The following is a 25,972-nucleotide window of genomic DNA, read 5'->3' as shown; positions in this document are numbered from 1 at the left end:
GATAGCGCGGGCTACTCCCACCGTGTTGTCCGTGGAACGGCCGTCCACGATGACAACCTCGTCCACATACGAGGGAATCCGGCGAAGAACCCACGGGATATTCCTCGCCTCGTTCAGGGTGGGGATGACGACACTGACTGACGCCTTCGGAGCTTCGAAGGCCAGCATAGGGAATGTTATCGGGAGCTGGGTTGAAATAGACAAATACCTCACCACTTCATGACGCTTGCGGATTTCGTCAACTCCGCACTCGACTCAGAAGTCGGGCGCAGATTTATCGCTTTATCCGGTCATGGGTCTGGTCTCTGGCCCCAGCTCTCATTTAGCCTTCGACTCTGGCCGTGAAGATGAGCCTATGGCTGGCCTGAGGAGCCTGTCACCAGTGGCAGGTACTCACTTTTGAGAGCCGGATATACGTTCCCTACTCAAGTACACCGCCGACATCCGTCAGCGGGCGGACCAAACGCTGGGAGGCCCCTTCCGGCCAGATAGCCGAATTGGCTGACCGCCTTCAGGCCACGCCTACACCGCCGTCCGGAAGAAAAGCTCCGTGACCGTTGCCAGCCAGTGCGGGTCATCCACGCCGCAGAGCTCGCGGGCTGAATGCATCGACAGCAGGGGCACGCCGACGTCGACAGTCCGGATCCCCAGGCGAGTGGCGGTCAGGGGGCCAATGGTGGAGCCGCAGGGCATTACGTTGTTGGACACAAATTCCTGGTACGGCACTTTCGCCTCCCCGCACAGCCTGGCCCAGAATGCCGCGCCCGGCGCGTCGGTCGCGTACCGCTGGTTGGCGTTGATCTTCAGCAGCGGGCCGCCGTTCAGGACCGGGTGGTTGGCCGGATCGTGCCGCTCCGGGTAGTTAGGGTGGACGGCGTGGCCGGCGTCTGCGGAAACGCAGAACGACGCCGCCAGCGCCTGCCGCCGTTGGCTCACCGTGGCGCCGAGGCCGTCGGAGACGCGCACGAGCACGTCTTCGAGGATGGGCCCGCACGCGCCGGATCGGGAGTTGGAACCGATTTCCTCGTGGTCGAACGCCGCGAGGACGGCGATCGGGGCGCCGGCGATCGGCCCACCGGCCGCGCCGCCGGACGCAGCAGAAGAATGCGCGATCAGCGCCGCCAGCCCTGCGTGCGTCGCGGAAAGGTTGTCCAGGCGCCCGGAGGCGAAGAACTCACTGTTGGCCCCGAAAACCGCGGGTGGCTGCGTGTCCGCAATAACGACGTCGTACCCGCCAATCCGCGCAGGATCAACGGAAGCGCCGGCAGGCACGTGGGACGCCAAGACGCCCAGCAGGTCGAAATCGGAAGGGCTACCGAGGCCCCACACGGGGTTCATGTGCCGCTGCTTGTCCAGCGTCAGGCCGTCGTTCACGGCACGGTCAAGATGGATGGCCAGCTGCGGGAAGCGGAGCATGGGGCCGGTGGCGGTGAGGTGCTCTGTGCCGTCCAGCATGACCAGCCGGCCCGCCAGCCGAAGTTCGCGGTCCAGCCAGGAGTTGAGCAGCGGACCGCCGTAGACCTCCACTCCGGCCTGCAGCCAGCCGAAAGCCCCGGTAGTGGGCTTGGGCTTGAGCTTGAAGGACGGGGAGTCCGTGTGGGCGCCAAGGATGTTGAACCCGGTGGTGGGTCCGGCATTTTCCGGGACCACCCAGGCGATCAGCGCGCCGTCGCGGACCAGGTAGAACGAACCGGCACCGCCGGCCCAGGGCTCACGCTCGTCCAGGCCCGTGAACCCTGCGGCGTCCAGGCGCCGGGCGGCCTCGTGGACGGCATGGAAGCTCGACGGCGATGCGCTGACGTACGCGCCCAGGTCCTGGATGTGGTCAACGGCTTTGGAGGCGGCGGCAGCGGAAGGCGAAGGCATGGTTCCGAGTCTAGATGGTCACATTGAGCCCGGCGGTGTAGCCGGCCGAAGCCGATCCGGTCATGGTGGCCAGCTGGTAGATGCCGCCGTCGTCCCCGAAGACGTTGTCCGACTGCAGGGTGGTCCGCTTCACGTTCGCGATGCTGTCCTCGTAGCCGGGAGTGGCGTAGACGTCGTCGCAGGCGGCCTTCGTCAGGGCGATCTGCGATACCGCCAGCACCTGCCCGGCGGCGGTGGCGTTGCTCATGGACTCGAACACCTCGAAGTGGATGTGCGGCCAGCGGCCGGGATAGGCGCCGGGGAAAATCGACGTGAAGGTGACCTGGCCGCTGGCGTCCGCTTCCTGGACGCCGCGGAGGTAGTTTTCGTTCGCCAGTCCGGAATCGTACATGGAGTACCTGCCGTCCCGGTCGCAGTGCCACGCGTACACGGCCGCACCGGCCAGCGGCACGCAGCCGTTGGCGTTGTCCAGCAGGGTCAGGGTGAACGTCAGCGGCACGCCTTCAGCCGACGCAGACCCGGTTCCGAAGCTTGAGGTGATGTCCTGCCGCACCACCCCGGAGGCTGCCAGGACATTGGGGCCGTTGGACCCGTCACCCGGGTAGGGACCTGCAGTTTCCTGCGGAATCTCCATGCCGCACTCCGCGATCGCCCGGGTGAGCGTGGGGCCGGCGGTGGGTGTCGCCGTCGTACTGGCGGCGCTTGCGGTGGCTGAGGCACTCTCGGTGGCGGCCGACGTCGACGTGCTGGCTGTGGTGCCTGACCCGCCGGGGGTGCACGCTGCCAGCGCCGCTGCCGCACCGCCGGCGCCGAGGAACATTCCAAGGGAACGGCGGCTGATCATGGTGGACAGATCAAACTCAAGGCCGCGGTCGTGGTTGGGGTGGGGAAGGTGGTTGCTCATGGCTCCATCCAACGCGCCGCGCCTATCCCCTGCATAGGCCCTTCCTGTGCGGAACCTGTGCGTCAGTCGTCCGCGCCAGCGTCAGTCATCCGCGCCAGCGTCAGTAATCAGGATTGCTGGGGACCACCAGGCCTGTCTCGTAGGCGTAAACCACTGCCTGGACCCGGTCCCGCAGGTGGAGCTTGGTCAGGATCCGGCGGACGTGGGTCTTCACCGTTGCTTCGGAGAGGAAATACCGGTGCGCGATCTCGGCATTGGAGAGACCCTCCGCCATGGCCCCAAGCATCTCGGTTTCGCGCGGGGTCAGGTCTTCAAGCAAGGGATCCCGCGGCGCGGCGGAGGGGGCCGGGACGGCTGCACCGCGGACATAGGTCTCCAGCAGCCGCTGCGTGACACGCGGGGCCACCACTGCATCCCCGCTGGCCACCACCCGGACGGCGCTGACCAGCTCCGACGGCGCCACGTCCTTGAGGAGGAAGGCGGACGCGCCTGCCTGGAGCCCGGCGAACGCGTATTCGTCCACATCGAAGGTGGTGAGGATGATGATCCGGGCGCCGGAGCCGGAGGCCGTAATGGCGCGGGTTGACTCGATGCCGTCCAGCACGGGCATCCGGACGTCCATCAGAACCACGTCGGGGTTGAGCTCCCGGACCAGCCGCACCGCTTCGGCACCGTCGGAGGCCTCGCCCACAATATGCAGGTCTTCCTCGCCCTCGAGGATGAGGCGGAAGCCCATCCGCAGGAGCGGCTGGTCATCAACCAGCAGGACGGTTATGGGTTGGGTTTCAGTCACGTGTGCCTTGCAGTTGGGGTGGACGGTTGTGGGGTTTCCGCGGGCTCGTCGGCCGGCCAGTTCAGGACGGCACACACGCGCCAGCCGCGGCCGCGCCGCCCTGCCACGACAGTGCCCGCGTAGATACGCGCCCGTTCGGCCATCCCCGCCAGCCCCTGGCCGGAACCGGGCCCGACGCCGGCGCCAGGGTGTCCTGGACCCGGCCCGCCGCCGTCGGAGGTGCCTGCGCCAGGGACTCCCGCGCCGTCGTCGAGCACTTCAATGGTGACCGTGGAGCCGGCCCGGAAGATGCCCACGTCCACGCGGCCCAGCGACCGGCCGTAGCGGAGCACATTGGTCAGTGACTCCTGCACAATCCTGTAGACCGTCAGCTGGAAGGCCGCGTCGTCGGGCAGCGCGGGGCCGGTGTGTGAGTAGTGCAGCGGCAGGCCCGCGGTCCGGAAGCCCTCCAGGAGCTTGGCCAGGCTGTCGCCGGAAGCGAGGGGCTGCCGTGGCGCCGTCCCGCCGGCGTCGTCCCGGAGTACGCCCAGGACACGCCGCATGTCCGCCAGCGCGGTCCGGCCGGTCCGCGACAGTTCACCAAGCACCTCGCTGGCGCGGTCGGGACTTTTCCGGACCACGACGGCGGCGCCATCGGAGAGGCTGACCATCACCGTCAGTGAGTGCGCCACGACGTCGTGCATTTCGCGGGCGATCCGGTTGCGTTCGTTGACGGACGCCAGGCTGGCCGTCCGCGCCGCCCAGGCGGCGATCTCCTGCTCATGTTCCCGGCGCTGCCGCACCGAGATGCCGATCCCGGTGGCGATGACGTTGGACAGGGCGATGGTGGCGCCGGTGGCGATGCTGGTCAGGAGGTGGAAGGCGCCGGGATTGCCGCCGGCATCATGGACGAAGGAATTCTCCATGGGACCAACGGCGGCCAGCAGGTACAGCAGGGCCAGCGGCGCTGTGGCGGCGGCCATGGCCACCAGCGCGAACCGGCGCGTGTGCACCACGGCCACGGCATACAGCGAGAACCACAGGCCCGCCGAGACATTGGAGCCCCACGGGTGCAGCAGCGTGACTGCCACTTCCATCACCGCCACGAAGGCAGCCAACGCCACGGGGTGGGAGCGCCGGAAGAACAGGGCCCCGGCGACCACGAAGAGGAGCGCCGCCGCCAGCCAGGCGCCGGACATGATCGCGTCCACCACGGTCGGCGCCACCAGAAGCGCGTAGCTGAACACCACCACAGCGTCCATCACCCGGGGATGCTGGAAAAGGTAGCGCCGAAGCAGGCCGCGGCGCTTGGCCGTGATCTCGGCAAGGGACGCGTCGGCCTGGCTGGCCGGCGCGTCCCTCACGAGTGCCGCTTCATTCATGCTCTGAGCCTAGTGTCCGCCTAGACGTCGCGTTTCTTGAGCACAATCATGGCCGGAACCAGGAACAGCAGGACATAGCCCAGGAAAATCAGGCCGCCATGCCAGGGATCGATGATGCCGTCGATGTGGCCAATGGAGAGGAACCGTCCGCCGGCATCGCTGGGGAGGTACTGGGGCACGTACTTCCAGAAGTCACCGGGGATGAAAGTCATAAAGCTCGCCGCAATGGACAGGACAAAGAACAGGCCCACCAGCACGGTGATGCCGCCCGCGGAGTTGCGCAGCAGCGCACCAAGTGACAAGCCGATCAGGGCCACCCCGGCAACGTAGAGGCCGCCCGTGAAGACGCTGTACAGCACGCCCTCCGTGGACCAGTCCAGGTCCAAGCCCAGTCCCTGGAAGACCGGCATGGCGATCAGGAACGTGGCCACGGCGGCGATGGTGGTGATGACGTAGGAGATCACGGCGAGCAGGATCGCCTTGGCCACGAAGGCCGGTGTGCGGCGCGGGACGGCGTTCATGGTGGAACGGATCATTCCCGTGGCGTACTCGGAGGAGATGAACAGGACAGCCAGCGAGCCCAGCACCAGGATGCCGATCTGCAGGCCTGCATTGGGCAGGTTGTACAGGTCAAAGCCTGATCCTGGCGGGAAGGTCTGCGACATCATTTCCGGCGTCAGGGTCTGGCCCTGGTCCCGGGCCTGCCGGGCCATTTCGTCCAGGAAGGAGAACCGGATCAGGACCGCGAGGGCCCCGACGCCGATAATCGCCACCAGGGTCAGGAGCAGCAGGATGCGGGTGGACATCAGGGAGAACAGCTTGATCCATTCGGACCGCAGCACACCGGCGAACGTCACGCCCTTGGTACCAGCGGTGGAACGGACCCGGGAAGTTTGGGTTTCAGTCATGGTGGTCATCGTCCTTACTTTCCTGCCGTTGCCGAGGCGGTTTCCGGGGCGAACTCGCCGGCGGGTCCACCGGTCAGGTGTGAGTGGTATTCCACTTCATCCTTGGTGAGGTCGAAGTAGGCGTCTTCCAGAGACGATTGCTGCGGGGTGAGTTCGTAGACGAGCACCCGGTTGTCCAGTGCCACCTGGGCGATCTGGCGTGCGTCCAGGCCTGTCACTTCCAGGGTTTCGGGCTGGCCCTGGTTCACGGTCACGCCATCGCCGGACAGCAGGGCGGACAGCTGGGTGGCGGCGGACGTGCGGACCAGGGTTTTGACCTGGCGGGTGCCCGCAATGATGTCCTGCACGGGGGCGTCCGCGATGATTTTGCCGCGGCCGATCACGATCAGGTGGTCTGCCGTCTGGGCCATTTCGCTCATGAGGTGTGAGGACAGGAAGACGGTTTTGCCCTGCCCGGCGAGGTAGCGGACCAGGTTGCGGACCCACAACACACCTTCCGGATCGAGGCCGTTGACCGGCTCGTCCAGGATCAGGGTCTGCGGGTCGCCAAGGAGCGCGTTGGCAATGCCCAGGCGCTGCCCCATGCCCAGCGAGAAGCCGCCTGCCTTCTTCCTGGCCACTGCCTCCAGGCCGGTCATTTCGATGACTTCATGCACCCGGGACGTGGGAATGTTGTGCGTCGCCGCCATGGCCCGCAGGTGGTTGTAGGCGCTGCGGCTGGTGTGGACGGCTTTGGCGTCCAGCAGCGCACCCACCTGGTGCAGGGGGGCCTTGTGATCGGCGTAGTGCAGGCCGTTGACGGTGACCGTGCCCGACGTCGGCCGGTCCAGTCCCATGATCATGCGCATGGTGGTGGATTTGCCGGCACCGTTCGGGCCCAGGAAGCCCGTTACCTGCCCTGCTTTGACGGTGAAGCTGACGCCGTCAACCGCCGTTTTGCTGCCGTAGACCTTTGACAGGCCTGTTGCCTCAATCATGGAAAGGTTCCTTAGAACAGCAGCCTGGTGGCTGCGGGATGCGGGGGAGTTTTCGTGTGTACGCTCCACGCTACCGACGGCTCGGCGGGATTTCGCCTGTCTCAGGGATGATTCAGGGTCGAATCAGGGTAGTCCGCACGGATGATCAGGGGCCCCTCAGGAGGTGCAGCAGCCTTAGGTGCGGGGCGAGTAGTAGGTCAAGGCACGCGGTTCCACCCGGATCCGGACGCTGCGCACGCCCGCCAGCGCCTCGCCGTCGACCGCCAGTGCCATGGGGGAGCCCTCCGACTCAATCCGGACCTCGGTAGCCTCCCGCAGATGGGTGATCCGGGACGTACCCACCGTGCCGGTCAACACCGACCACAGGAGCCGGAGCCGGGCAAAGGATTCGTCGGCGGTGATCATGCGGACATCCAGGACGCCATCGTCCAGCACGGGCCGCGACAGGGGCGCGTGGTCCCGGGGGTAGTAGCGCCCGCGTCCGATGTACGCGATCCAGAGTTTGTGCCGGACGCCGTCCACGGTCAGGGTGGTGGGTGTTCCCGCGGCGAAGGTCCGGAACATTGCCACCACGCCGGCCAGCGGTTTGCCGAGGGCCGGCTGCAGCTGCTCCCTCCGCCGGACCAGGTTGGGGTACAGGCCGATGCTGGCCGTGTTCAGCATGACCAGGTCAGCTGTTTCCGGGTTAACCGCCAGCCCGCGCTCCACGGTCACAATGCCGACGTCGGCCCGCGCGGCCTCACCGGCGGCCGCGGCTTCCACAGCGTCCTTCAGGGTGGCAGTCCCTGTGTCCCGCGCGAAGTGGTTGAGCGTTCCGCCCGGGAGCACCAGCAGTGGCAGGGAATGTTCGACGGCGGCTGCGGCGGCGGTGCCAACGGTACCGTCGCCGCCCCAGACGCCCAGGGCACGGGTGTCCAGGCGGGAAGCGGTGGCCTGGATGGCCTCCTCCAGGCTCTCTCCCAGCTCGACCGTTTTTATATACGCCTTGGGGAATACTTCCTGGAGCGCGCCTGCCGTTTGTTCCGTGAAGGAGCCGCCGAGAGTATTCACCACGATGCTGAGGCCTTCACCGCCCGGCAGCTCCGGGGCCTGGGTTGCGGTGCGCGATACTCCGGGAAACGGTGGGCGTACGGGCCACCACTTCCGGGTCATCAGCGCCGCCCCTGCGCCGATCGCCGAACCGAAGAACACATCCGAGGGCCAGTGGGCCCCCGTGTGGACGCGGGAGTAGGCCACCCCCAGCGCCGCTGGCGCAAGTGCAGCACCGACAACCGGCTTGACCAGCCCCGCGCCGAGCGCGAAGGCGATAGCTGAGGCCGAATGCCCCGAGGGCATGGACGAACTGGTGGGCTGGGGATGGACGAACCGGAAAATCGGCAGATGTTCAGGGAGCGGGCGTGCCCGCGGCAACAGGGTCTTGAACACAACGTTGGTCACCGCCGATGCCACCGCTTGGGCGATCAGCCCGTGCAGGGCAGCCCGGCGGGGCTTGCCGGGGAAGGCAGCCATGATCGCCGCAGCCCCGATCCACAGTTTGCCGTGGGTGGCGGAGGCGGAAAGGCGCCGGAAAAACTCATCGTGGTTTCCACCCGGGAACGACGACACGCCGCGAACAAGGTGCCGGTCAAAGCGGCTGATCCAGCCCGGTCCCTTGCGCCACACTCTGTACATCTCCCCACCCTAATACGGGTGGGGTTCCCCTACTTGGAGGGCAGGGCCTTGGAGGACTGGGGCGCGGAGGCCAATGGCCTCGCGGCCCCGGCGAGGAGCAGTGCCACCAGGATCGGGGCCAGGATCGCGAGGAGCGCCAGGTGGATTCCCGTGAGGTCGCCCAGGTAGCCCAGCAACGGCGGGCCGGCGAGGAAGGAAACATACCCCAGGGTGGATACAACCGAAACCCTCGCGGCCGCATGCTTCGGGTCGTCGGCGGCCGCTGACATTCCCATGGGGAAGGCCAGCGCGGAGCCCACGCCCCACAGCGCAGCACCAACCCCGGCCAGCCAGATGTTCCCCGCGAGCACAAACAGGCACAGACCCGCCGTGGCCGCGGCCATGCTGGCCCGGAGCACTACGACGCGGCCGTAGATGTCGATCACGCGGCCGCCGAAGAGTCGCATCGCCGTCATTGCCAGGACAAACAAGGCGAACATCAGGGCACCTGTGGATTCCGAACTGCCCAGGCCGTCAACAGTGGCCTTGGCGATCCAGTCGTTTCCGGCGCCTTCGGTGAGGGTTGCACCCAGGACCACCACGCCGATCAGCAGGGTGCGGCCGTCACGCCAGGCCGATGGCCCCTTCACCGCCGTCGGTTCACCCTCCACCGGAGCGGCCTGGGCGGCGTGGGGGAGGAAATAGCGGGGCGCCACGAGGGCTACCACCACTACTACGCCGGCGATGACCAGCAGGTGCAGCGGGAGGCCAATACCGAGTGTCGAGAGGCCCGCACCGATCAGTGCCCCCACAAAGGCCCCGCCGCTGAAGGCCGCATGGAACTGCGGCATGATGGTGCGCCGAAGCTTGTGCTCGACGTCGGCTCCTTCAATATTTTGGGAAACGTCCCACAGCCCGACGCCAATGCCGAAGAAGAACAGCGAAACGGCAGTGCCCGGGATCGATTCCGCCGACAGGGAAAGGGCAATGCCCACGCCGGCCAGGGCTGACAGCAGGCCGCCTGTGCGCACGGCATTGGCCGTGCCGATCTTCCCCACCACAAGTCCCGCCGTCGGAAGGGCGAGCAGGGAGCCGACGGCGATGCACAGCAGAAGCGTGCCCATCTGGCCGGAGGTCAGGTGCAGCGTCTCAGTGACGGCGGGGATCCTGGCGGCCCAGCTGGCAAAGACGAAGCCGTTGATCCCGAAGACCACAAAAGTGGCGGCGGCTGCTGCCCTGAGGGACGGTCCGGCCGTCGTGCTGGTGTTGATGCTCATGCTTTGACTACTTCCACCGAGAGCTTGTTGAGGTGTGCGAGTTCGTCCGCACTCAGGTCTTTGTCTGTGACTATCACGTGCACTGCGTCCAAGGGGGCAACCAGGGCCATCGCGGTGGCATTCCATTTGGCGCCGGCGCAGGCAACAATCACCCGCGCCGCGGATTCGAGGCCGGCCCGCTTCACTGCGGCGTCTTCCAGATCATGGGCCAGGAGACCGTCCCTGAGGTTCAGGGCGCAGGGCGTGACCACCGCCGTGTCGAAGCGCAGGGACCGGATGTTGGCTTCCGCGAGCGGGCCGCGGAAGGAGAGCTCGCCGGGAACCAGGCTTCCGCCGGGGAGCAGCAGGGCAGGACGCTGGCCGGCATGCGGGTCGTCGTCGGTGACCGTCGTCAGGGAGCGCATGGACATGGGCATCAGCGTCAGTTCGCGCCCGCGGAGGACGCGGGCAATTTCCGTGGCTGTGGTGCCGCTGTCCAGCCACACGAGTTCGCGCTCTCCCAGCAGGCCTGCCACGGCGGCGGCGATCCTGGCCTTCACGGCCTGGTCTTCGAGTTCGCGCTGCCCGTAGCCGGGGTTTTCGCCGCCGGCAATCAGGCTCCTGGCACCGCCGTGGACCCTGCGCAGCACACCATGCGATGCGAGCAGCTCAAGGTCCCGCCGGATGGTGGCGCCCGATGCGTCGCAGGCGTGGGTCAGCTCTTCCACGGAGACCTCGGCCTGGTGGCGAAGCAGCTCCCCGATCAGGCGGTGCCGCTCTTCAGTCTTCATGCTCATATGATAGCAATTCTTGATCATATGAGCAGAGCACCACCCGACGCTCTCTCACTTAACGCAGGAAAATCACCAACGCTCTCTCACTTTCCTCAAGGAAGTGAGAGAGCGACGGCCGAAAACCCGCAGGAAGTGAGAGAGCGTCAGCGGGCGCGCTCAACCCGCTTTTCGTCCCACACAGGCTCGGGGGATTCGTAGACGCGGCCGTCGGAACCGAACACCAGGAACCGGTCGAAGGTGCGGGCGAACCAGCGGTCATGGGTGACTGCCAGGACGGTACCCTCGAAGTGGTCGATGGCCTTCTCCAGCGCCTCGGCCGAATGTAGGTCCAGGTTGTCCGTGGGCTCATCCAGCAGCAGGAGCGTGGCGCCGGAGAGCTGCAGCAGCAGGATCTGGAACCGTGCCTGCTGGCCGCCGGAGAGGGACTCGTACTTCTGCTCCGACTGCGACGCCAGGCCGTAGCCGTCCAATGCGCCGGCGGCTGCCTCCCGGCCCAGGCCGGACCGGTGCTCGTCGCCGCGGTGCAGGATCTCCAGCAGGGTCTTGCCCAAGAGGTCGGGCCGGACATGGGTCTGGGCGAAGAAGCCGGGCCGGATACGGGCGCCGAGTTTCACGGTCCCCTCGTGCGGCACTTCGGCAATATCGACGTCGGACACGGGAAGGTGCTCCCGTTCCGGGTCCGTCCCGCCCGTGGCGAGCAGGCGCAGGAAGTGGCTCTTGCCGGAGCCGTTGGAGCCGAGCACACCCACGCGGTCCCCGAACCACACCTCGGTGGAGAACGGCTTCATCAGCCCGGTCAGTTCCAGTTTCTCGGCCACAACGGCCCGCTTGGCGGTCCGGCCACCCTTCAGGCGCATGCGCACGTTCTGCTCGATCGGCAGTGCTTCCGGCGGGCCGGCCTCGAGGAACTTGGCGAGGCGCGTCTGGGCGGCCTGGTAGCGGTTGGCCATGTCGGAGCGGAAGGCGGCCTTGTTTTTGTACATGTTGACGAGTTCCTTGAGCTTCACGTGCTCCTCGTCCCAGCGCTTGCGGAGCTCCTCGAAGCGGGCGTTCCGGTCAGCGCGGGCGTCAACGTAGGAGCCGAAGCCGCCGCCGTGCACCCAGGCGCCGGCTCCGTTGATGCCCGGCTCAAGGGTCACGATGCGGCCGGCGGCATTGTTGAGCAGCTCGCGGTCGTGGCTGATGAAGAAGACAGTCTTTTTGGACTCGTTCAGCTTGTCCTCAAGCCAGCGCTTGCCGGGCACATCGAGGTAGTTGTCCGGTTCGTCCAGGAGCAAGAGTTGGTCAGGTCCGGCAAACAGGGCCTCCAGCACCAGCCGCTTCTGCTCGCCGCCGGAAAGGCTCGACGCCGGGCGGTGCTGTGCGCGGTCAAAGGGCAGTCCCAGCGCGGCCATGCAGACCTCGTCCCAGACAGTCTCCACGTCATAACCGCCGGCATCTCCCCAGTCCACGATGGCCTGCGCGTACCGCATCTGGCTGGGCTCGTCGTCGTGCTCCACCATCGCGATCTCGGCCTCGTCCACCTCCCTGGCCGCGGCGGCCAGGGCCGGCGGAGCGGCGGATACCAGCAGATCCCGGACGGTGGAATCGTCCCTGACCTGGCCCACGAACTGGCGCATGATGCCCATGTTTCCGGAGCGCCCGATCACACCTTCGTCCGGTACGAGGTCGCCGGAAATGATCCGGAAGAGGGTGGTCTTGCCCGTGCCGTTGGGGCCGATCAGGGCGGTTTTGGTACCGTCCGGGACCTTGAAAGTCACGCCGTTGAGCAGCTGGGTGCCATCGGAGAGGAAGTAGTCAATGCCGGAAATGTCTATGTGGGCCACGCCAACAATCTTCCCACGCCCGCCCTACCCGGGTTTTTGTCCGGATAATCTGCCTTCGAGGCAAAGAGGGCTGCGCGCACTATCTGGACAAAAAGTCGGGGGCGCTAGCCGGCGGCGGTCAGGAACTGCTTGAGCAGCGGCCCGGACGTGGTGGCTCCGAGTCCGCCGTCCTCGACGAACACGGCCACGGCCAGGTCACCGTGGACGGCCACAATCCAGGCGTGCGTCTTGGGCGGGGTCTCCTTGCCGAACTCCGCCGTGCCGGTCTTGGCCCCCACCGGCGCGCCGGGAACTGTCGTCAGGAAGCCCGCGTGGCCGGACGTGACTACCGCCCGCATCATGTCGGACAGTGCCGCGGCCTCGGCGGCAGTGATGGGCTGGCCGGACGCCTTGGCCGGCGCTTCCGGCGTAACGGTCGACGACGGCGACCCGCCTTCCGCGGTCGTCCCACCGGCGGTGTCTGCCGCGGCAGCGCCGGCGTCGGGGTTCAGGACCAGCTGCGGTGAGACGGGGGATCCCTTGCCCACGGAACCGGCCATGATGGCCGCTGCCAGCGGGGACAGGAGCACCTTGCCCTGACCGATCATCGAGGCGGCATGTTCGGTGCCCGCAGCCTCGCCCGGAACGGACCCCAGGAAAGCCGCGGCGCCCAGCGCGGGGGCCTCCACCGCCACGCCCATGGCGACGGCGGCGGCCTCAAGCTGGGCCTGTGTGACTGTGTCGCGCGCAGCGATGAACGCCGTGTTGCACGAGTGGGCAAAGGCATCGCGGAGTGCTACGGACCCCAGCGACGTTTCCGGGTAACCTTCCGCGTTCTTGAACGTCCGGCCGTCCACGGTAAGGGTGGGTGTGCATTCCACCTTCGAATCGGGCGTCAGGCCGTTGCGGAGCATGGCAAGCGAATCGACGATCTTGAAGGTTGACCCGGGCGCGTACTGGCCCAGCATGGCGGTGTTGTAGCCGTTGCTTCCCGGGCCTGAGGCCGCGGCGAGGACGGCCCCCGTGGAGGGGCGGAGCGCCACGATGGCCGACGCCGGGCCTACACCGGCAAGGGTGCTCTCGGCGAGTGACTGGAGGTTCGGATCAAGGGTGGTTTTCAGTGGCGTGCCCGGTGCCGGGGCCATCTCGAAGACCACCCTGCGGGGATCCGTTCCGGCGGCCTGGATCTGTTCGCGGGTCAGGTCGGCCCGCTGGGCACGGATCACCACGGCGTCGGTGCCGCGGAGCTGCGCGTCGTACTGCTGCTGGAGCCCGCCGATGCCAGTGACGTCGCCAGCCGTCAGGACGCCGTCGGACGCCTCGATCTGCTCGGCCGTGGCCTCGCCGACGGTGCCGAGGACTGCCCTTGCGAATGTGCGGCTGGGTGCCAGCGGCTGGGCTTCCGGGATGGCGCGGGCACCGGGAATGGCCGTGATCTGCGCGTCCGTGACGGTGCGGCCCTCATCACGGAGAGTGATGGCCCGGACGAACGCCTCGGCACCGGAGGCCGCTACCTGTTGGGCGTAGGCGGCGGGATCCACACCCACCAGTTCGGCCAGTTTGGTGGCTGACGCGGCGGCGTCCGCGGATCCCAGAAGCAGTCTGTCGATCCCCACGTTGACCACGGGACGGTACGTGACCAGCTTCGCGTCACCCGCGCCCAGGATGTCGGCGCGTTGCGGCGACTGGGTGCCCTTGCTGAGGATTTCGCTGTCGGCGAGTCCGGGGACCAGGACTGCCGGGTTCCAGACCGCCAGCCATTTGTCCCCGGACTTCGTGAACTCTGCGGAGACCGTGTATTTCCACTCGCCGGTGCCGATTTTCCAGGTGTAGTCCAGCGGAACGGTTGCAGTGTCGCCGTCCAGGGTGAGATCGCCGGCCGACACGGTGGGCTTGTCCGGCTCCAGGGCCTTGAAAACGTCCTGGACCTGTTGCTTGGCCACCCCGGAGTCCTTGCCATCAAAGGCGACCGAGCCGACGTCGAGCGTGGAAAGAGCGGACGCAAACTGCTTGGCCGCGCTTTCGGCACCCCCTCTGCCGTCGTCGCAGGCAACCAAGGAGGCGCCGAGAATGAGTGCAGCCATGGCAAGCGATAGTTTCTTTGAGTTCCCCACGGCGCTATTATGCCCCGATTTGGAACGCGCTTGCTGTCACGTATTCCGCGCGAACGGACACTGGGCGCCCCAATGATTTGCGCGAAAGGACACTTGAGGACCGCTGCCAGGGGCTTAAGTGTCCGTTCGCGCCGGCGTAGAGGCGGGGTTCAGAGGCCGAGCGAAGGGACACCAAGACCAAATATGTCCTTCAGGGCATGTTTCGCGGCGAAGAACCCTGGCATGCCCGTTACGCCGGGGCCGGGCGGCGTAGAGGAGGAACAGAGATACACGCCGGGCACGGGCGTCCGCCATGGAACGCTGGAGACCACAGGGCGCTGGATAAGTCCGCGCACATCCATGATGCCGGCACTGAAGTCCCCGCCCACGTAGTTCCGGTTGTAGCTGGCCAGTTCCGCCGCAGTGGTCACCCGGGCCTGCATCACCACATCCCGGAACCCGGGCGCAAAGCGCTCCAGCTGCGCGCTGACGGCCTCGCCCATGTCGCGGGTTGATCCGGCGGGCACATGGCAGTATGCCCACAGGATCTGCCGGCCGGCCGGCGCCCGGCCCGTGTCGAACCGTGATGGCTGGGCCACCAGGACGTAAGGGCGTTCCGGGTGTTTCCCGGCGGATACTTCGTTTTCGGCACGGGCCAGTTCAGCACGCGTGCCGCCGACGTGCACCGTTCCTGCGTCCCCCAGTTCCTTTGCTGCCCACGGAACGGGTCCGGACAGGATGAAGTCCACTTTGCAGGAACCATTCCCATAGCGGAACGCCTCCAGGGCTTGCCGGTACCTGGCCGGGAGGCTGTCGCCTGCAATGTTCAGCAGGCCCCGTGGGGCCACGTCCAGGAGAGTGGCCCGCGCGCCGCGGAGTTGTTGGAGGCTCTCGATCGTCGCCCCCGTACGGATCACCCCGCCGTGGGCACGGATGTCGGCCTCCAGCGCCGCCGCAATGGAGGCCGATCCGCCCAGCGGAATCGGCCAGCCTTGGGCGTGGGCCAGTGCGGTGAGCATGAGACCGGCGCCTGCAGAGGCCAGCGAGGGCAGCTGCGAAACCGCATGGGCGGCCACGCCGCTGAGCAGTGCGGGCGCAAGGTCCTCGTGGAACCGCGCGTTCCACAGCCGCGATCCCTGCTCCAGTGTCCGCAGCCCGAACAGCGCCGCCGCCAGGGGATCCCGGGGGATCCTCAGCAGCTGGTGCTGCGTCAGATCCATCACGCCGTCAATGCGGTCAACCAGCGCTCCAAGAAGCCGGCGGTAGGCGTCGCCGTCCCGGCCCAGGCCTTGGACCGTCCGTTCGAGGCTGTGATATCCGAGGGCAGCCCGTCCGCCGTCGAGCGGTGATCCGAACGAAAGCTCCGGGACCACCAGGTCTATCCGGCGTGCCAGCTCGAAGTCGCGGAAGAAGGGTGATGCCAGCGCCATGGGATGCACGGCCGAGCAGATGTCATGGAGGTGCCCGGGCTGCATCAGTTCGGCGGTGCGTGTACCGCCTCCGATGGTGTCCGCCGCCTCGTGGACTTCGACGGAGAGGCCGGCGCGCGCCATTACGGCAGCTGCAGCCAGCCCGTTGGGTCCGGACCCGACGACGGCGACGTCAGGCATGGTGTTTCGCCCGCCAAGGGAGCACCGCGTGCGAGGGATGGCGGGGGCTGAACCGCAACCAGTCCGGGAGCCCGTCGAACGGCCCTCCCTGTGGATCATCGAGGTGATGGCGGCGGACGGGATCGTAGTCCGGATCGTAGATGTCCCATACAACCCGGAACATCAAATATGCCGTTGCAAGCATATGTGCTGCCACGGCCAGGACGTAGTAGGGCATGTCAATATTGTGCTGGGTCGGGCCCTGGCTGGCCACCTGGCCCAGGTACATCCAGACGGCTGCCCAGTGCAGGCCTTCAACGCCCTGCCAAATGAGAAAATCCCGCCACCGCGGGCGGGCCAGCGCCAACAGCGGGATAAGCCACAGGACATGCTGCGGCGAATAGACCTTGCTGGTCAGGACAAAAGCACCCACGATGAGGAACGCCAACTGGGCCAGCCGCGGCCGGCGTGCTGCTGTCAGCGCCACCGCGGCAATCATGGTGCAGGCCAGCAGGAACACGGCCAGCGCCAGCCAGTTGATGGTTGCGGGATCCAGCACCGGCCAGCGCAGCCGCCGGGCCACCAGGTTATAGGCGAACCATAGGGACCCGTAGCCGGCTTCCCTCGTCTCGGTGAACCTGAAGAAGTACCCCCAGCCGGACGGATTGGCCGCCGCAACAGGCACGTTAATGGCCAGCCAGGCCGCTGCGCTGGCGCCTGCAGTGACCAGGAAACCGCGGATCCGCCCGGTCCGCAGGGCCAGCAGCAGAACGGCTCCGAGAATCAGGGCGGCATACGGCTTCGTCGCTGTGGCGAAGCCGATCAGGGTGCCGGCGAGGACCAGCTTTTCCCGCGAAAAACACAGCATGCCCAGCGCCAACAACGCCACGGCCCACATGTCCCAGTTGATGGTTCCGGCCAGCACGATGCCAGGTGCCAGCGCCACCATGGCCGCATCCCAGGGGCGCCGCTGTGACATCCGGGCCGTAGCCAGCACGGTGACAATCCATACGGCTGCCACCAGAGTGGCATTAACGTCGAAGTAGCCAAGAATCCGCGCGTCACTGATGCCCTGGCCCGGGACCATCCAGGCAGTCACGCCGGCAATGAGCCCCATCAGGACGGGGTCTTCAAAGAGAGATCCCGGGCTCAGGACCGGGAACGTGCCGTCCCCCAGGCCCCGGTTGCGGAAGAATTCCGGGAAGTCGGAATAGCACGTGGAATAGAACTGGCCGGGGCTCGACCAGCCGTTGGCCCGGCAGTAGCCCTTGATGGCGAGGCCGGCCAGCGCCGCGACGACGGTCAAGATGATCAGGACACGTTCCACGGTAAAAACGCCGGGGGAGACGAGGCCGGGCGCCGACCGGGCACCCATCGGCCCGCCGATCAGTTCCGTGAAGTTCTTCAGCAGCAGGTCGCTGCGGCTCGGAACAACCAAGCGGGCGCGCCGTGGGTGCGCCGGTGGCTTCGTCTCCTGCATGTCTGAGAGCTTACCCGGGACCTGCCTGCCGGACCCCGGACCGGATCCGTCCCTCGGATCAGTTCATGCCGCTCATCTGCTGGTGCAACAGGACGAAAACGTCTTCGCGTTGCCGGTCCAGGAGCTCCCCGTTGAATTCCCGGCGGTTATCGCGGACAGACCGGTCATCCCGGACAGACCTCCGCAGGAAGAATAGTGCGTTCTTCATTCGTTTGATCATGGTGGTCACCTCCTTTCGGCGTGTAATTGGGCATGACAAATAGAGTCATTTAATGGCCCTTCGCATTTAGGCATGGTTGGTTTGTTTTGCCCGGTAGGGACGGTGGCCGCCGGCGGCGAGTAGGCATCTGATTCTGTAGTTGGGGAAGTTGCGGAAGCCTCGCGCTATTCTGCGGGTGGTCTCGATGACGCCATTGATCGCCTCGGTGGGGCCGTTGGAGGCGCCGAGGGTGTCGAAGTAGGCCAAGATCGCGGCTTTCCATTGTTTGAGTGTCCGGCCGAGGCGGGCGACTTCCGGGATGGGGCAGGTCGGGAACGACGCGATGACCTCGGTGACGAGTTCACGGCCGCGTTCCGGCCTTGCGTGGTAGATGTTGCGGAGCTTCTGGTAGCACTGCCAGGCCAGCGTGACTTCGTGGTCCGGGTCCCCGATGGTGAGTTTCGCATCGAGGCGTGCGGCCTGTTTCTCGCTGAGGTGTTCGGCGCCGATCTGCAGGGTCCTGCGGATCCCGTAGAGCGGATCGCCCTTGCGGCCGCGGTGTCCCAGGGTGTCCTGCTGGACCCGGCGGCGGACCTCATCGACCATGGCCGAACCCAGTTTCACGACGTGGAAGGCATCCAGGACGGTGATGGCTTCGGGCAGTTCGTCACGGATCGCGTTCGCGTAGCCGCGGAACGGATCCAGCGCAGCGGTCTTGATCCCGGCGGTGAACCCGGTGCCGCGGTCTTTGAGCCAGTCGGCGTAGGCCTTGCCGGAGCGTCCCGGCACGAGGTCCAGCAGCCGGGCGTGAACGATGCCGTCCGCGTCGCGGGTGTGATCCACGATCCCGGTGACCATCCCGGTGCCGGGCGGACCAGTGTGGGCCCAGACATGTTCGTCGACGCCGAGCGCATTCACCCCCTTCAGCCGGCCTGTGTCAGCGATCCGCCGTGCGGCCTCGGCCCGGATCCCGTGCCACACGGTGTGCCAGGAGACGCCGAGCTGGTGGGCCAGTGCCGATACCGAGGTGTCGAAATGCTGCAGCGCGTCGGTTGCCCAGTTCACGGCACGGTCGGTAAGTTTCGCCCGGGGCCCGGCCAGCGGGTGCTCCTCGGTGAACGTCGTCCTCGGGCAGTCCGGATCCGGGCAGCGCCAGACACGCTTGGCCCACAGCAGCCGCACCGGCCTGCCGAAACAGGGAATGTCATGGAGCCGAACCTGCCGGCGCCCGTGCCCGACCGCAACGACGCCGCAGTCGGGGCAGCCGGTGACGTCCTCCCCGGTCTCGACGCTCAGAATCAGTCCGCCTGGGGTTGCTGTGACGGAGCTGACGTGTACGCCTTCGACACCGAGCAGCGCATCCGCGCGCGTGCACCAGCGGCCATCAGAACAAGACATAGAGTTATTCATGTCAGGGTCTCTTTTGGTATTGGTTTGCTTGGTCGCTTCCAATTCAAAGAGGCCCTGACTTCTTTTCCGCTGCACCACGCCGCACCGGAAACTGCCCTACCCCGCGGCGCCAGTCTCAGACCGCCCTAACCACGCTCATCTGCGAAGGGCCCATTTAATGTCGAAGTAATAACGGCATAATTTAGGCAGGGAAAATGCCCGGCGGTTATGAATTGTTCGCAAATGCGAAGAAGGACCCCTGTTGCAGCGGCCGTGCAGACCCCAACGAGGAAGCTTGAGTTCCGAACTATGGGGATGCCGCGTCGCCGCGAGGACCAGCCTTGAAGCTGCGCCGACAGGAGACTTCCAGCAGGCGTCGCCTGAAGCGAGCCACTAGCGCGAACCAGCCGAGAAGGAAGTGGCCTGGATATACCTCATTGCAAGTGACGCCGCCGCGGGGGCGGGATCAGTTGCAGGAAGGTTAGGAGGCAGACACTCCATTAAGACGGCGCGCAAAAGCAGCAGAGGCCGGGTTCGCGGTGATGGTCATCTTCCATCCGCTAGTCAAAGTAATCATTTTTCCCAACCTCCTTTTCCGTTATGCCGCTGCCTCGGCTGACTAGCCGGACAACGCGCGCCGCGACCCCGGCAAAGACGCTCTGGGGTCAGGAATAAAATTACCCTACGAATAGAGCAATGCGCCACTTAATTCGCAAAGTTTTTCAAGAAAGTTTATGAATGCGCCTTTAGAGTCCCCAGCGGACAATGGCCGGGGTCCGCTTATCCCAGCCGAGCGTGCAGACTTTCGCGGTTCCCAGGATGAAATGGCGGCCCTCGGCAGGCGGGAGTTCCAGCCAGCGCGCGGTGAGGATCCGGGAGAAGTGCCCGTGCGCCACGATCAGCACGTTGTCCAGGCCGGATTCAAGCACACTGGCCACAATCTTGTCGGCGCGGGCTGCCACTTCGTCCAGGGTCTCGCCGTTGGGCACACCATGGGTCCAGATCAGGTAATCCGGGTTGTCCTTGCGGATCAGGTCCGAACTGATGCCCTCATAGTCGCCGTAGTTCCATTCCACCGCCAGCGGCTCATGCTGCGCGTCAGGGTAACCAGCCAGCTCCGCGGTCCGCCGGGCGCGGCGCAGCGGAGACGTCAGGACCAGGTCGAAGTCCACCTGGTCCAGCACCTTCCGGGCCTCCACGGCCTGCTGCTCGCCTTCCACGGTCAGGGGCAGGTCGGTGAGCCCGGTGTATTGCCCGCTCTTGGACCACTCGGTCTCGCCGTGGCGCAGGATCCAGAGCTGGGGGCGGGGCGCGGTCATCGGATTAATCATTTGGACTCCTCGTTCGGGGAAAGTTCGACGGCGGCGGGAGACTCTTCTGCTTCCGGAACCGGGGGTGCTGCCTCGGGCTGCTCTGACCACCAGGCGAGCAGCCTCGCTTCGGCGTCGTCCGGTTGCAGCGGTCCGTGTTCCATCCGTTCCTCGAGCAGGAACTTGTAGGCACGGCCCACCACGGGACCAGGTTTGAGGTTCAGGATGGACATGATTTTGGCGCCGTCCAGATCGGGCCGGACCGCATCCAGGGACTCCTGCTCGCGCAGGACGGCGATCCGGTCTTCCAGGTCGTCGTAGGCGAAGGCGAGCCGTTCAGCCTTCCGCTGGTTGCGGGTGGTGACGTCCGAGCGGGTCAGCCGGTGCAGCCGTTCCAGGAGCGGGCCGGCGTCCGTGACGTAGCGGCGCACGGCCGAGTCGCTCCAGCCGGCATCGCCGTAGCCGTAGAAACGCATGTGCAGTTCCACCAGCCGGGCCACGGCCTTGATGGTGTCATTGTCGAACCGCAGGGTCTTCATCCGCTTGGCCGTGAGCTTGGACCCCACCATGTCGTGGTGGCGGAAGCTGACCGCGCCGCCCGGTTCAAAACGCCGCGTAGCAGGCTTGCCGACGTCGTGCATCAGCGCTGCGAACCGCAGCACAAAATCGGGGGCCGGCACGGCGCCGTCGGCATCCGTTTCCAGCGCGGCGGCCTGTTCCAAAACCTGAAGGGAGTGCTGGTAGACGTCCTTGTGGCGGTGGTGCTCGTCGGATTCCAGCCGGAGCGCGGACACCTCAGGCAGCACAAACTCGGCGAGGCCGGTGTCCACCAGCAGGTCCACACCGACCCGGGGGTTCGCACCGCAGATGAGCTTGACCAGCTCATCACGGACCCGTTCAGCCGAGATGATCTTGATCCGCTCGGCCATCTGGGTCATCGCCAGCCGCACGTCGTCGTGCACGGAAATACCCAGCTGCGATGCGAACCGGGCAGCGCGCATCATGCGAAGGGGATCATCGGAGAAGGAGGCCTCGGGTGAACCGGGCGTCGCCAGGACAGAGGCGCTGAGGTCCCGGACGCCGCCGAACGGATCAATAAGTTCAAGGGAGGGCAGCCGCAGCGCCATGGCGTTGATGGTGAAGTCGCGGCGCAGGAGATCGTCGGTGAGTGACGTGCCGAATGCCACCACGGGTTTGCGCGACTCCGGATCGTATGCCTCGGCGCGGTAAGTGGTGATCTCGATCTGGAAGCCGGCTTTCCGCATGCCGATCGTCCCGAACGCGCGGCCGATCTCCCAGAAGTTGTCCGCCCATTTCTTGATCAGGGCAACTGTCTGGTCCGGGCTGGCGTCGGTGGTGAAGTCCAGGTCCGGCGAGGTGCGTCCCAGGAAGAGATCCCGTACCGGACCGCCCACCAGGGACAGCTCGTGGCCGGCGTCGACAAAGCGCTGCCCGAGCTCCAGGACCACCGGGTCCACCTGGAAATCGACGGTGTTGGAATCAATCTTGTGATGTGCGTGCGCCATAGTTACTTAAGCTTGTCAGAAACCAGCGGCTTGGCAGGCCAAAATCTCCTCAAGATCGCTCCTATTCGCCTACAGCCCCTCAAAGTGCGTCATACGCAGTCCACTTTGATGTCATGTTCCGGTCATCATGATCGGACAAGAGTCGTTAGAGTGGACTCCATGGCCCATCCCGTACCGAGCGCTCCCGGCAGGAGGACAAACGCACCGTTGCCGTCGGCAATTGGTGCCCACGTCGCGCCTGCCTTGCACTCGGCCCCGGCCTCGCTCCCTACGGTGGAGGAAATTTCCGCCGGCGGCGTTGTGGTGGACACGTCCGACGGCGAACTAAGGGTTGCGATCATCGCCCGCCTTAACAGGGGCGGACGGCTGGAGTGGTGCCTGCCCAAGGGCCATCCTGAAGGCAAAGAAGACAACGAGCAGGCAGCTGTCCGCGAGATTGCCGAGGAAACCGGCATCGAGGGCGACATCCTGGCGCCGCTGGGCAGTATCGACTACTGGTTCACTGTCAGCGGGCATCGCGTCCACAAGACCGTGCACCACTATCTGCTGCGCGCCACCGGCGGCGAACTCACTATCGAAAACGATCCGGACCACGAAGCCGTGGACGTGGCATGGGTCCCCATCAAGGAACTCGCACGGAAGCTCTCGTTCCCCAATGAGCGGCGCATCGCGGATCTGGCCCGGGACGTCCTGCCCGAACACCTCTAAGGCCGTCTCCACCGGAACAGCGTGTATGCCTGTACGGGCATATAGCCTGTCCGTTGCGGTACAAACAGCGTCCGGGTGAGACGATGAACTCGATGTCAGCTACCAATCCCCCCTCCGATAAGGCCGGCCGCGCCGCCCCAAGCGAAACCGCGAGTGAAACCCGGTCCAGCGCCATCATGGCTGCTGGCACCCTGGTATCCCGGTTCCTGGGCTTCGGCAAGACCTGGATGCTGGGTGCCGCACTGGGCCTCGGCTCTACGGTTAACGACACGTTCATCAACGCCAACAACCTGCCCAACCTGATCTTCCTGCTGGTGGCCGGTGGTGTCTTCAACGCCGTGCTGGTGCCGCAGATCATCAAGGCGAGCAAGGCCCCGGACAGGGGAGCGGATTACATCAGCCGGCTGCTGACGCTGGCCGTGCTCCTGCTACTGGGCCTCACCGCGCTGGTCACGCTCGCTGCTCCGTGGGTCATCGAATTGACCACCCAGGGTTATTCGCCGCAGCAGAAGGCCCTGGCAGTCGCGTTCGCCTTCTGGTGCCTGCCCCAGATCTTCTTCTATGGCCTCTACGCGCTGCTGACACAGGTCCTCAACGCCAACGGTGCGTTCGGGCCTGCCATGTGGGCCCCCATCATGAACAACCTGGTGGCCATTGGCGGCCTGGGCATGTTCATCTGGATCTTCGGCGAGAACCGCATGAACCCGCACACGCTGGACAACTGGGGCCCGTCCCAGACCCTGCTTGTGGCCGGCTTCTCAACCATAGGCGTGGTGGCCCAGACAGCCATCCTGCTGATCCCGGTGATCCGCCTGCGGCTGGGTCTCCGGCCCCGGTTTGGCTGGCGCGGAGTGGGCCTTGGCCAGGCCGCTAGGCTGAGCGTTTGGACGCTCCTGACGGCCGCCGTGGGGCAGTTGGCGTTCCTGTATGTCATGCGCATCGCCACAATTCCCGGTGCTGAGCGCCTGCGACTGAAGGAAGCGGGGGATCCGGCGGCAGAGATGCTGCCCGGCAACGCCGTCCTGGAGGTGGCCAGCCAGCTGTATCTGCTGCCGCACTCGATCATCGCGCTCTCCCTCGCCACGGTCCTCTTTAACCGGATGACCCGTGCCTCGCAGGATGGCAACCGTGCTGAACTCCGCGACGCCCTCTCGCACGGCCTCCGCACCATGGCTGTGGCCACCGTCTTTGGCGCGCTGGCGCTCTTTGCGCTGGCCGGGCCGCTGGGTATGTTCTTCTCCGGTGGCCTGAGCCAGGACGGCGTGATGCTGGCCCAGACTCTCACCATCCTCGCGCTGAGTACCCCGTTCATGAGCGCCAACTTCATGATGTCGCGGGTTTTCTACGCCAACGAAGACGCCCGTACGCCCTTCAATATCCAGCTGCTGCTTGCCCTGGTCTACGTGGCCGGTGCTTTTGGGATCCAGTTCCTGCCGGTGGGCCAGATCATTTACGCCATCGCCCTGCTGTACATGGTGGGCAACATCCTCTCGGTGATCATCAGCGCTTTCTTCCTGCGCCGGCTGCTGGGCCACCTCGACGGGCCGCGGATCGCCAACTCGTATATCCGAATGGGCTATGCGGCGCTCGGTTCCGCGATCGCGGGCGCCGGGGCCTTGTGGCTGATGGGCAGCTACAGCGCGGACGGGTTCGCCTGGAGGGACCGGCTCGCCGCCCTGGTGACCGTTATCGTCGTCGGACCCATCATGCTGGTTGCCTATGTCTTCCTGCTGAAGGTCTTCCACGTCGCCGAACTCCGGGACCTCATGCGCCCCCTGTTGGGACGGCTGGGACGCGGCACGGGACCGTCCGGCGGCGAGGGAACGCCGTCGTCGGCTGCGGGTGCCGACGTTTCCGGAACGGAACGTCCGACGCCGGAACGCGCCACAGTCTCTGTGGACACCGGCCTGATTCCCCGGATCTCCGGCGAATTCGACGCCGCCTCCTTCCGCGCAGGTCCCGTACCGGAACGCCAGGCAGCGCCCACGGCGCCAGCTGGCGGCGCACAAGGGGAAGCTGAGGCAGTGGCTAACGGGGGCACCGAGCGCGCCGCGGGATACCTTCCCGCAGAGGACGTGCCCGGCACAGCGCGGGGCGGGCTGCTGCGCGACGAGATTCCCCTCCCCGGCCGGCGCACGTTCCAGGGCCAGGCAGGACAGAACCCCCATTTCAGGCCACGCCGGCCTCGAAAAAAGTGATCTTTGCGCGGTTTTTGGTTGCCTGTCGACCACGGCGGCCATAGCCGATCGGCTAGGATCGACAGTGAACAGGGGTAGTTGCAGGCAAGCGCAGACCGGCTCGCCGGCTGGCTTTTGGCCGGTTTCTGACCGGCGGTGGCATCATCTACGCCGGCATTCCCGGACAGTCTAGGAGGAACACGTGTCCCACCCGATCGACGTTGGATCAGTACTCGGCGGCCGCTACAAGGTCACAGCCACGGTATTGACCTCACACGACCAGGATCTGGTGCTGGACGGGGTGGACCAGGTTCTCAACCGACCGGTCAGCATTCTGGTCGCCGGCCCGGACAACACCGAACAGGTGGCCCAGAGCGCCCGCGAGGTGGCTACCGGTGAGCGCCCGGGTAACGTCCAGGTCCTGGACCTTGGTGTCACTGAGGCCACCACGTACCTCATCACCAACCACACGTCCGCGGCAGACCTGTTGGACCTCGTGGTTGCCTCCGACGCGCCTTACGTCGAGCCGTTCTTCACGGATACCCTGGGCAGCGAAATTTTCGGCCAGGTGCGTTCACACGAACCTGAACCGTACGACGACGAAGAGAACGTCGACGCCGGATATATCAACTATTCGGACAATCACCCCAGCCAGGTTGACCCATTCCGGTCTGCCGCACCGGTTGCTCCGCCGTCTGTACCCCCGGTTGTTCCGGCCCGTCCGCCGCTCCGCCCGGCCGTCCGTCCCGCGTCGGGGCCTGCCAAGGCCGGGGCCGTTGGAGCAGGGGCCGTTGGAGCAGGGGCCGCCGCTGCTGGCGCCACTGCCGCACATCAGCACGTCACTGCGCCGCAACCAGTGCAGGCTGCGGAGAACCGGCCAGTTTCCGGACCGGCCGAGCCCAAGGCAGGTGCCGGATCCGATTCGCCCAAGGTCTCCCTGTGGTCTGAGGACGACTATTCCAACGGCTCCGACGACGCAGCCTACGACGAACCCGTGGTCTCCCGAGCGCCGGAACGCTCCGATCGCGCAGCGGGCGCCTTCCCGTCGGTTGCCCGGAAAGTGTCTCCGGCGGCCGCAGTACCGCCTTCCGGCGGGACGGATGACTATTACGACGACGACGAGCCCGAGCGTGAGCCCCGCTCCATGCGCTGGCTGGTGGGCGGGCTGCTTGCCGTGGTGCTGATTG

20 protein-coding genes and 1 pseudogene are annotated in these 25,972 nt (G+C 66.2%); 3 read left to right on the top strand and 18 right to left on the bottom strand.

The window, feature by feature from the left end; all coding sequences use genetic code 11:
- From V6M49_RS12540 to V6M49_RS12455, 18 genes are all read right to left on the bottom strand, one after another.
- Positions 1 to 168 (bottom strand): glycosyltransferase (locus V6M49_RS12540; RefSeq protein ID WP_332761292.1); only part of this gene is annotated, 168 nt, incomplete at its 3' end.
- 354 nt (positions 169 to 522) lie between these two features.
- Positions 523 to 1,866, bottom strand: a complete 1,344-nt coding sequence (locus tag V6M49_RS12535; RefSeq protein WP_332761291.1) for a M18 family aminopeptidase — start codon at positions 1,864 to 1,866, stop codon at positions 523 to 525.
- Between the two features lie 10 nt (positions 1,867 to 1,876).
- Entirely contained in the window at positions 1,877 to 2,770 is an 894-nt protein-coding gene (locus V6M49_RS12530) for an intradiol ring-cleavage dioxygenase (protein WP_332761290.1), read from the bottom strand.
- Positions 2,771 to 2,870: 100 nt separating this feature from the next.
- On the bottom strand, positions 2,871 to 3,563 hold the full coding sequence (locus V6M49_RS12525; protein ID WP_332761289.1) for a response regulator transcription factor: 693 nt from the start codon (positions 3,561 to 3,563) through the stop codon (positions 2,871 to 2,873).
- Positions 3,560 to 4,924 (bottom strand): sensor histidine kinase, encoded by a 1,365-nt coding sequence (locus V6M49_RS12520; protein ID WP_332761288.1) that lies wholly within the window; start codon positions 4,922 to 4,924, stop codon positions 3,560 to 3,562. The genes V6M49_RS12525 and V6M49_RS12520 overlap by 4 nt, the downstream gene beginning before the upstream one ends.
- Positions 4,925 to 4,944: 20 nt before the next feature.
- A complete protein-coding gene (locus V6M49_RS12515) occupies positions 4,945 to 5,832 on the bottom strand; it encodes an ABC transporter permease (RefSeq protein ID WP_246848664.1) in 888 nt (295 codons plus the stop codon).
- 14 nt (positions 5,833 to 5,846) lie between these two features.
- Entirely contained in the window at positions 5,847 to 6,809 is a 963-nt protein-coding gene (locus V6M49_RS12510) for an ABC transporter ATP-binding protein (protein ID WP_141138858.1), read from the bottom strand.
- Positions 6,810 to 6,983: 174 nt separating this feature from the next.
- On the bottom strand, positions 6,984 to 8,480 hold the full coding sequence (locus V6M49_RS12505) for a bifunctional phosphatase PAP2/diacylglycerol kinase family protein (protein WP_332761287.1): 1,497 nt from the start codon (positions 8,478 to 8,480) through the stop codon (positions 6,984 to 6,986).
- Between the two features lie 29 nt (positions 8,481 to 8,509).
- Entirely contained in the window at positions 8,510 to 9,736 is a 1,227-nt protein-coding gene (locus V6M49_RS12500; RefSeq protein WP_332761286.1) for an MFS transporter, read from the bottom strand.
- On the bottom strand, positions 9,733 to 10,506 hold the full coding sequence (locus tag V6M49_RS12495) for a DeoR/GlpR family DNA-binding transcription regulator (protein ID WP_141138860.1): 774 nt from the start codon (positions 10,504 to 10,506) through the stop codon (positions 9,733 to 9,735). Before V6M49_RS12495 ends, V6M49_RS12500 begins: the two co-directional genes overlap by 4 nt.
- A gap of 146 nt (positions 10,507 to 10,652) precedes the next feature.
- Positions 10,653 to 12,335, bottom strand: coding sequence for an ABC-F family ATP-binding cassette domain-containing protein (locus V6M49_RS12490; protein ID WP_141138861.1), 1,683 nt, complete (start codon positions 12,333 to 12,335; stop codon positions 10,653 to 10,655).
- Positions 12,336 to 12,439: 104 nt separating this feature from the next.
- Positions 12,440 to 14,428, bottom strand: a complete 1,989-nt coding sequence (locus tag V6M49_RS12485) for a penicillin-binding transpeptidase domain-containing protein (RefSeq protein ID WP_332761285.1) — start codon at positions 14,426 to 14,428, stop codon at positions 12,440 to 12,442.
- 149 nt (positions 14,429 to 14,577) lie between these two features.
- Positions 14,578 to 16,017 (bottom strand): phytoene desaturase family protein, encoded by a 1,440-nt coding sequence (locus V6M49_RS12480; protein ID WP_332761284.1) that lies wholly within the window; start codon positions 16,015 to 16,017, stop codon positions 14,578 to 14,580.
- Positions 16,010 to 17,476, bottom strand: a complete 1,467-nt coding sequence (locus V6M49_RS12475; RefSeq protein ID WP_332761283.1) for a glycosyltransferase family 87 protein — start codon at positions 17,474 to 17,476, stop codon at positions 16,010 to 16,012. Before V6M49_RS12475 ends, V6M49_RS12480 begins: the two co-directional genes overlap by 8 nt.
- A gap of 58 nt (positions 17,477 to 17,534) precedes the next feature.
- On the bottom strand, positions 17,535 to 17,684 hold the full coding sequence (locus tag V6M49_RS12470) for a hypothetical protein (protein ID WP_168223456.1): 150 nt from the start codon (positions 17,682 to 17,684) through the stop codon (positions 17,535 to 17,537).
- Positions 17,685 to 17,762: 78 nt separating this feature from the next.
- Positions 17,763 to 19,085 carry an ISL3 family transposase gene (locus V6M49_RS12465; protein WP_210412387.1) on the bottom strand — a complete coding sequence of 441 codons (1,323 nt, stop codon included), beginning with the start codon at positions 19,083 to 19,085 and terminating at the stop codon, positions 17,763 to 17,765.
- A 725-nt stretch (positions 19,086 to 19,810) separates the two neighbouring features.
- The gene (locus V6M49_RS12460; protein ID WP_252600859.1) at positions 19,811 to 20,395 is read right to left on the bottom strand and encodes a histidine phosphatase family protein; all 585 of its coding nucleotides are present in this window, start codon (positions 20,393 to 20,395) and stop codon (positions 19,811 to 19,813) included.
- Entirely contained in the window at positions 20,392 to 21,900 is a 1,509-nt protein-coding gene (locus tag V6M49_RS12455) for a CCA tRNA nucleotidyltransferase (RefSeq protein ID WP_332761282.1), read from the bottom strand. The genes V6M49_RS12460 and V6M49_RS12455 overlap by 4 nt, the downstream gene beginning before the upstream one ends.
- 207 nt (positions 21,901 to 22,107) lie before the next feature.
- On the opposite strand from V6M49_RS12455, the gene V6M49_RS12450 reads away from it, so the two are divergent.
- From V6M49_RS12450 to V6M49_RS12440, 3 genes and pseudogenes are all read left to right on the top strand, one after another.
- On the top strand, positions 22,108 to 22,608 hold the full coding sequence (locus tag V6M49_RS12450) for an NUDIX hydrolase (protein WP_141141894.1): 501 nt from the start codon (positions 22,108 to 22,110) through the stop codon (positions 22,606 to 22,608).
- A gap of 92 nt (positions 22,609 to 22,700) precedes the next feature.
- Entirely contained in the window at positions 22,701 to 24,806 is a 2,106-nt protein-coding gene (gene murJ, locus V6M49_RS12445) for a murein biosynthesis integral membrane protein MurJ (RefSeq protein WP_332761281.1), read from the top strand.
- A 181-nt stretch (positions 24,807 to 24,987) separates the two neighbouring features.
- Positions 24,988 to 25,972, top strand: a pseudogene (locus tag V6M49_RS12440) (ABC transporter substrate-binding protein); the annotation flags it as partial.

The organism is Pseudarthrobacter sp. (assembly GCF_036675385.1).
Classification (GTDB): Bacteria; Actinomycetota; Actinomycetes; order Actinomycetales; family Micrococcaceae; genus Arthrobacter.
The sequence above is the reverse complement of the archived record's forward strand: the minus strand, read 5'-3'. Positions and strand labels throughout refer to the sequence as shown.